3 protein-coding genes are annotated in these 6867 nt (G+C 73.0%); 2 read left to right on the top strand and 1 reads right to left on the bottom strand.

Features of this window, described 5'->3' with window-relative positions; all coding sequences use genetic code 11:
• The first annotated feature begins 267 nt into the window (after positions 1 to 267).
• Positions 268 to 1416 (top strand): acyltransferase family protein, encoded by a 1149-nt coding sequence (locus A6A06_RS23405; RefSeq protein WP_242440883.1) that lies wholly within the window; start codon positions 268 to 270, stop codon positions 1414 to 1416.
• 146 nt (positions 1417 to 1562) lie between these two features.
• Entirely contained in the window at positions 1563 to 3764 is a 2202-nt protein-coding gene (locus A6A06_RS23400; protein WP_199931082.1) for a PIG-L family deacetylase, read from the top strand.
• 2149 nt (positions 3765 to 5913) lie between these two features.
• Here the strand turns inward: A6A06_RS23400 and A6A06_RS23390 are convergent.
• The gene (locus A6A06_RS23390; RefSeq protein ID WP_073763197.1) at positions 5914 to 6852 is read right to left on the bottom strand and encodes an alpha/beta hydrolase; all 939 of its coding nucleotides are present in this window, start codon (positions 6850 to 6852) and stop codon (positions 5914 to 5916) included.
• Positions 6853 to 6867 lie beyond the last annotated feature (15 nt).

Raw genomic sequence — 6867 nt, 5'->3', positions numbered from 1 at the left:
CGCCCGGGTCCGGGGCCCGTCGCGCAGGCGCTATCGGCGTTCACCTGCCGGTGTGGGCGCCCCGTCCGCAAAGGCATCTCCTGCAGCGCCCGCGGTGCCCGCGGTGCCCGCCTGCTGCCCGGTACCAGAGTCCCGGCCAATCCCGGCCCGGCGCCGTCGTGACTGACGTCCCGACTGTCTGTCAGGGGGCTTACCGTCCCGATGTGTAGGATATGCAAGTTCTATTTGTTTTGGTATGACTTGCTCACTGGAAAGAGAAACAACGGGGTGGAAAGCACAAAGACGGCGCAGGACCTGGTCCGCCCCCGGCGCCTGGACGACATCGCCGTTTCAGCCGAGGGCGCCACGCGGCCCGGCCGGCCGGCACGGATATTCGCTCTGGACGGGCTGCGGTTGCTGGCCGCGCTCGCGGTCATGGCGTACCACCTCGTGGACCGCCCCGGAGCGTGGGCGGCCGAGCCCAAGGCCATGTTCCCCACGGCCTTCCCGGTCCTGGCGTACGGCTGGCTCGGGGTGCAGCTCTTCTTCCTGATCAGCGGGTTCGTCATCTGTATGAGCTGCTGGGGGAAGTCGGTCGGTGCCTTCTTCACCTCGCGTGTCACGCGGCTGTTCCCGGCGTACTGGTTCGCGGTACTGGCCACGGCCACGGTGCTGTTCCTCTCCCCGCTCGGGGACAGCCCGCCGAGGTGGCACGACGTGCTCACCAACCTCACCATGCTGCAGGAGCCGGTGGGCGTGGAGCACATGGACGGGGTCTACTGGACGCTCTTCGCGGAGCTGCGCTTCTACCTGCTGTTCGCGGCGCTGGCGTGGTGGGGACTGACCTACCGGCGGGTGCTGGCGTTCTGCTGGGTGTGGGTGGTGGCGGGGGCGGTCTTCGCCGGATACGACGACGGACCGGTGCGGCTGCTGGTGATGCCGGACTACAGCTGGTACTTCATCGCGGGCATCGCCTTTTACCTGATGTACCGCTTCGGCCCCGATCTGCTGCTCACGGGCCTGGTACTGGTCTGTTTCTGCGCCTCTCTGCCTTTCATCCGGTCCTCCTGGTCGCATGTTCCCGGTTACCTCGGCGGCCACCCGGTCCCGTTCTGGCCGGTGGTGCTGATCCTCGCCCTGTGCTTCGGGGTGATGGCGCTGGCGGCCCTCGGAAAGCTCTCCTGGATCACTTGGCGCTGGCTGCCGTATGCGGGGGCGCTGACCTATCCGCTGTATCTGCTGCACCAGAACATCGGCCGGAAGATCATCGGTGGTCTGGAGCCGCACCTGTCCCCGTACGCGGTGCTCGCGGTGACGACGGGCGTGCTGCTGACGGTGTCCTGGCTGGTGCACCGCTTCGTCGAGCGACCGCTGTCGAAATGGCTCAAGCGTCATCTGCTGCGGGCCGCGGCGCGGGCACGCGGCCCGCTGGGCTGAGCCCGCCGGCACCAAGTCCGGCCCGGCAGCCGCCCGCGGCGGGCGCGCGCCCGCCGCGGAGGCCGAAGACCGCCCGTTCCGCCTCTTTCGTTTCCTGCTTCTTTCCGTGAAAGGCCCAGCCTGCCATGCGTCTCTTCCGGCGCCCTGTGACCTCCGCCTTCCCCAGCCGTCCCGACGGCCAGGACGGTCCGGCCCCGCATCTGCAGATCTGCGCGCACACCGACGACGACCTGTACTTCATGTCGCCCGATCTGCTGCACACCGTCCGTGCGGGCTTGCCCGTCGTCAGCGTCTATCTGACCACCGGCGAGTCCGACGGGTACAACCTCGCCACCGACGATGCGGCCCGCAAGACCACCGAGCCCGACTACCCGGGATACACCGCGGCCCGCCAGCACGGCATCCGCGCCGCCTACGCCGCCATGCACACCGGCAGCAGGCGCGCGGCCTGGACCCGTACCCGCGTCTGCGTACGCGAAGGCGTCACCGCCGAGACGGCCACCCTCGACGACGGGCACATCACGCTGATCTTCCTCAATCTGCGTACGTGCGTGGCCCTGCCCGAGCAGAAGATCCTCAGCCTCTGGTCGGAGAAGATCGCAGAACTGGCCACCCTGCGCCCTGCCGGCAGTCCCATCCCCGCGTCGCACGACGGCCGGGCGCTGAGCCGTGCGGGCCTCATCGCCACGCTCACCGACATCCTCTGCGCCTACCGGCCCGCCGTCGTACGCGTGATGAACCCCGACCCGGACCGTACGGCCTACAACGCGGCCACCGGCACGGCCGCCTACTGCGACAACAGCGACCACACCGCGACGGCCCTCTTCTCCCTGGCCGCGCTGCGCGCCTACGAGCAGCTTGACGCGGCCCACCGGCCGGCGGTGGAGAGCTACACCGGGTACTGCAACAAGCTCCAGCCCGACAACCTCAGCGCCCAGGCCGCCGCCGAGAAGTTCGGCTACCTTGCCGTCTACGGCGGCGAGGACGGGCACCAGTGCCTCAAGGGCCCGGGTGAGTGCGGCGACCGGCCCCTGGGCAACCGGGCCTTCAACCGCTACTACGGTCAGAGCACCACCCACCGCTGGCGTGGCACCACCAACTGGCTCCAGCGACGCGAGGACGGGCGTCTGACGGCCTTCGCCGTCCTCGGCGGCCGCCCGCACATGTGGACCCAGGACACCCCCGGGGGCGAGACCTGGAGCGGCCCCGTTCCCGTGGGCGACTGGCCCGCCGACGACCAGGGGCGCTGCCTGCCGCGGCTGGAGACCGTGCGTGACGGGCAGGGGCGCCTGCACCTGGTGGCGGCCCGCGCCCTCGTCGCACCCGACCCCGAGGACCACCGGCGCGAGATCATGCACCTGGCCCAGGAGGTCCCGGACGGCGAGTTCGGCACCTGGCAGTACCTGGGCAGCCCGCACGACGACGGCAACGCCGTCCGGCGGCGTGCGCTGGGCCTGCCCCTGGCCGCCGTCACCGCGTCCGGCGGCCTCCAGGTCATCGTGCGCAACTCCGGTACGGGGCTCAGCGCCCGCACCGCCGCCGGCCCGGGCTGGGGGCCCTGGCAGGACCTGTTCGGCGGCACCCTTGAAGGCGCCACGGCGGTGACCAAGCGAAGCGGCCACACCGAGATCTACGCCACCACCCGCACCGGCATGCTGCGCTGGTACCAGCAGGAGCCCGGCGGGACCGTACTACGGGACTACGCCACCCTGCTGCCCCGCCCCGCCGGACCGGTGACCCTCCTGGAAGAGACCGGCGGACGGCTGCTGATGATCTCCCGGCAGCCCGGTACGGGGTGGCTGCTGGCACACCGCCAGCACGAGCCCGACGGTCCCTGGAATGCCCAGCCCCACCTCCTGGACACCACCCCCGGCTACGGTCCGGTCGCCGCCACGGCTCTGCCCGGCGGCACCACAGTCGCTCTGGTCCAGCGGCGCGACGACGGCACCCTGGCCCTGAGCCGCCAGCCCCTGGACGCAAGCCCCTTGCACCAGCGGTGGACCCCGCTCGGCGGAGGCCCCTACATCCACGCACCGGCCACCGCGCTCGACAGCGCCGGCCGCCTGGTCATCGCCACCATCGGCCCTGATGCCCGGCTGCAGACCCTGACCGTGGACGCCGGGACAGCAGAGCCTGTATCCCCCGGGCCGGCCAAGCCGGTGCGGGCTTCGGCGGACGCCGCCTGGAGCACCCACCGCCCCACCGTGGAGCAGGCAGCCGACGCATCCCCGCAAACCGCCGCCGCAGCCGCGGACGCCCGCCGGGCCACCGGTGATCAACGGTTCGGCCGTCCGTTCGGGGGCACATCCCGGCTTCAGCGGCGCGGCCGCACGGCAGCCGACGGCTGAGCCGGCACTCGGACGCGAAGACTCGCTCAGGGCTTTTGCTCCTGAACACGTCTTCCGGTACTCCTGAGCCAGTCTTTTGGAGCGGCCGGCCGGTTTCCAGGCAGGGGCAGCTGCGCAGAGGTGAACAGCCGGATCCAGTCAGGCGAGCATGCCACGGCAAAGGACAGGGATGCCACGGCAGACGGCCCCCGGCACGAACAGGAACGGCGGTGAGCAGCGGGAGCAGCGGGAACGGGAAGACGCACTGCGGTGCGGCTGCCCGGACGGCCGGGCCACCGTTCCGGGCCGGGACAGGCAATCGCACACCCTCCAGTGCACCCGGTGCGACGGCAACAGGTGGGACCCCCGGCCCGGCGGGCCCCTCCCGCACCGGCCACGGGCCCTACGACGGCGACGCACTCGGCTGCCCCTGGGCGGTCACGGGCGTGACGCCGATGACCGCCGCCTTCTTCCCGGCACGGAACAACAGCCTCCTTCCGGCAGGGAAGGAAGCGGCACCGCCGGGCCCAGATGCCGCCGCCCGCACGGCGCGCGGCCCGCAGGCAGCGGCCGCACCCGCCGGTATCCGGCACGGCGGCCCCGCGGCCCCGCCGGCGCGCAACTCCCAGCGGTACCCGGCCCGGCACCGCCCCCGGCCGGTCACCGAACCCGGCACCGGCTGCTCTGCCAGGAGCCGCGAGAGCCTGCCCGTGCAACGGCGACGGGCCCTGGCGAAGCGGCCGGGGAATCAGAGGCCCAGCCGAGAGAGCAGACGTGGCAGTAGGCGTCGCAGTCCGAACCCGGGCCGGGGGCAGATCGCCCCAGACCCGGTCCAAGGCAGCGGCGTCACCAGCAAGCCACGCACCGACAGCGGCGTCCCGGAAGCGGGGACGGACGGTCGGACGACGGGTGGTCAGGCCGCGCTGGTGGCGGGCCTCGACGCGGGTTTGGCCAACCGGATTGATCTCGATGCGGGTCCCGCCCCGCGCCATCAGCCGGCGTTTGAGGCCCGCGGCGACGTTGCGGCGCCGCAGGTCCCAGTACGCCTCATCCAGCAGCTTGCCGTGGGCCGCATTCGGCGAGCGCTCCCCGGCCAGCCACGCGTACAGGGCACGGGCCGTGACGCCGGCACCGGCGCGTTCCATGGCCGCGTAGCCGGCTTCAAAAGCGCCCAGGAAACGCAGACGGGCAGCGATGCCCCGCCCGGAGCGGGGCGAGGACTGCAGCCCCGCCACCATGCGCCCGATCCCGCAGCCGAGGACGTCACCGCCGCCCCTACCGCGGGCGTTACAGCGGGCGTTGTAGCGGCCGAAGTCCATCCACCGCCCGGCCCTCAGCACACCCCGTCAGCGACGGTGACAGGGCAGGTGACGGGGTAGGTGACGGGCTCGCCGTCGCGGTCGGTCCTGGCCTTCATCTCCCAGGGCGCGGCCTTCGGGAAAGAGCGGCCGCCGGCCGCCGGCGGCGTGCAGCCCGCCGGTGCCCATCACGCTCACCCCGATGACGCTCAGGCCGCGGCCTGGTGGGCCTTGCAGGCACGGTTCCGCAGGGTCGCGAAAGCCTGGGAGCGCACCAGGTGCATCCAGGTCCGGACGCATGGTCTCGCGGTGGTGAACGGACTTTCCGCAGTGGAGACGGACTTGGCGTACACCGCCTTCACCTACGCCCCGGTGACCCCGTCGCCGGCTTCGAGGACCGCGCCGCGGGCGGCGGGCAGGATGCGCAGGGCGTCCGGGACGTTCTGCGTGGCGCCGGAAGTTCACGGCTCGTGGATGAGCAGCGGGGTGTCCAGGAGCCGGTCCTTCCGGCCCGCCAGGCGCCGCAGCAGCTGACGCAGGGTCGGCTCCGTCCCCCGCGGGGGCCTGCCCCGTCGCGGTCCCGAGCGGGCCGGGCAGGCCGCGGTGCCCCGGGCAGGCGGGGTGCCCCGGGCAGGCGGGGGTGCCGGCCGGCGGTGTCCGAAAGCGGGCGTGCTCTTCCAGGCACCGGCGAGCAAGCCGGCACCGGTAGCCGGCGCCAGCGGCGGGGACAGCCCCCCCGCCCGCAGCCTGACGCCTCATGACAGCGCCGGTTCCGCCCCGGCACCCCACCGGCCAGCACCGACACCGCACCTCCCCACCAGCGCCACCGGCTCTCACCACCACCGGCCGGCGCCGCACCGGGAGGCCGCCCGTCAGGGGTGGAGGGCCTCGCGCAGGGCGCGTACCTGGTCGGTGAGGCTGCGTTCGCTGATGCGGGCCCAGGGAAAGAGGAGGTCGAAGCCGTGGACGGCGCCGGGGACCTGGACGAGTTCGGTGGTGACGCCGGCGGCGGACAGGCGGGCGGCGTAGTCGCGGCCCTCGTCGCGCAGCGGATCGGCCTCCGCCACGGCGATGCAGGCGGGCGGCAGTCCGCTGAGGTCGGCGGCCCGGACCGGGGAGACGTACGGGGCGGCGTGGCTGTCCTTCGCGTAGTACCGCACGGCCAGTTCCAGCGCCCCCCGGTTCAGGACCGGGGTGCCGGTGAACTCGCGCGCCGAGGCCGTGCTCAGGCTACCGTCCACGCCCGGGTAGGTCAGCGACTGGAAAAGCACGCGCGGGCCTGCCTGGTCGCGGGCGCGCAGCACGGTGGAGGCGGCGATGTTCCCGCCCGCGCTGCCGCCGGCCACCGCGATGCGCCCCGGGCCGCCGCCGAACTCCGCCGGGCTGGCGGCGATCCAGGCCAGGGCGGCGTAGGCGTCGTCGGCTGCGGCCGGGTAAGGGTGCTCGGGGGCCAGGCGGTAGTCGACGGAGACGACGACGGCCTGGGCATCGCGGGCGTAGCGCAGGGCACGCCCCTCTTCGGCCTCGGGGGAGCCGTAGGTGTAGGCGCCGCCGTGCACGTAGAGGATCACCGGCAGGTCTTCGGGGGCACCGGGCCGGTAGACGCGCAGCCGCAGGTGCCCCGCGGGGCCGGGTATGTACAGGTTTTTGACCTTGACCCGGTCGTCGACGGGGGTGTCGGGGTGCGCGCGCAGCAGGGCGTAGCGCCGGGGGCCGGCGAGGACCGCGTCCAGGCCGCGGACGGGAAAGACGCCGGTGCCGGCGGTCTCCAGCAGGCTCTGGATCCCGGGATCGACAGCGGGGACGGACATGGCTGACGGCCACCT

It is taken from the genome of Streptomyces sp. CB02923 (assembly GCF_001905005.1).
Taxonomy (GTDB): Bacteria; Actinomycetota; Actinomycetes; order Streptomycetales; family Streptomycetaceae; genus Streptomyces.
Note: the sequence above shows the minus strand (reverse complement) of the source record. Positions and strands in the feature narration are given on the sequence as shown.

Excerpts from the sequence above, each read along its gene's own strand:
- A6A06_RS23390 (WP_073763197.1), bottom strand. The coding sequence starts at position 6,852 with ATGTCCGTCCCCGCTGTCGATCCCGGGATCCAGAGCCTGCTGGAGACC.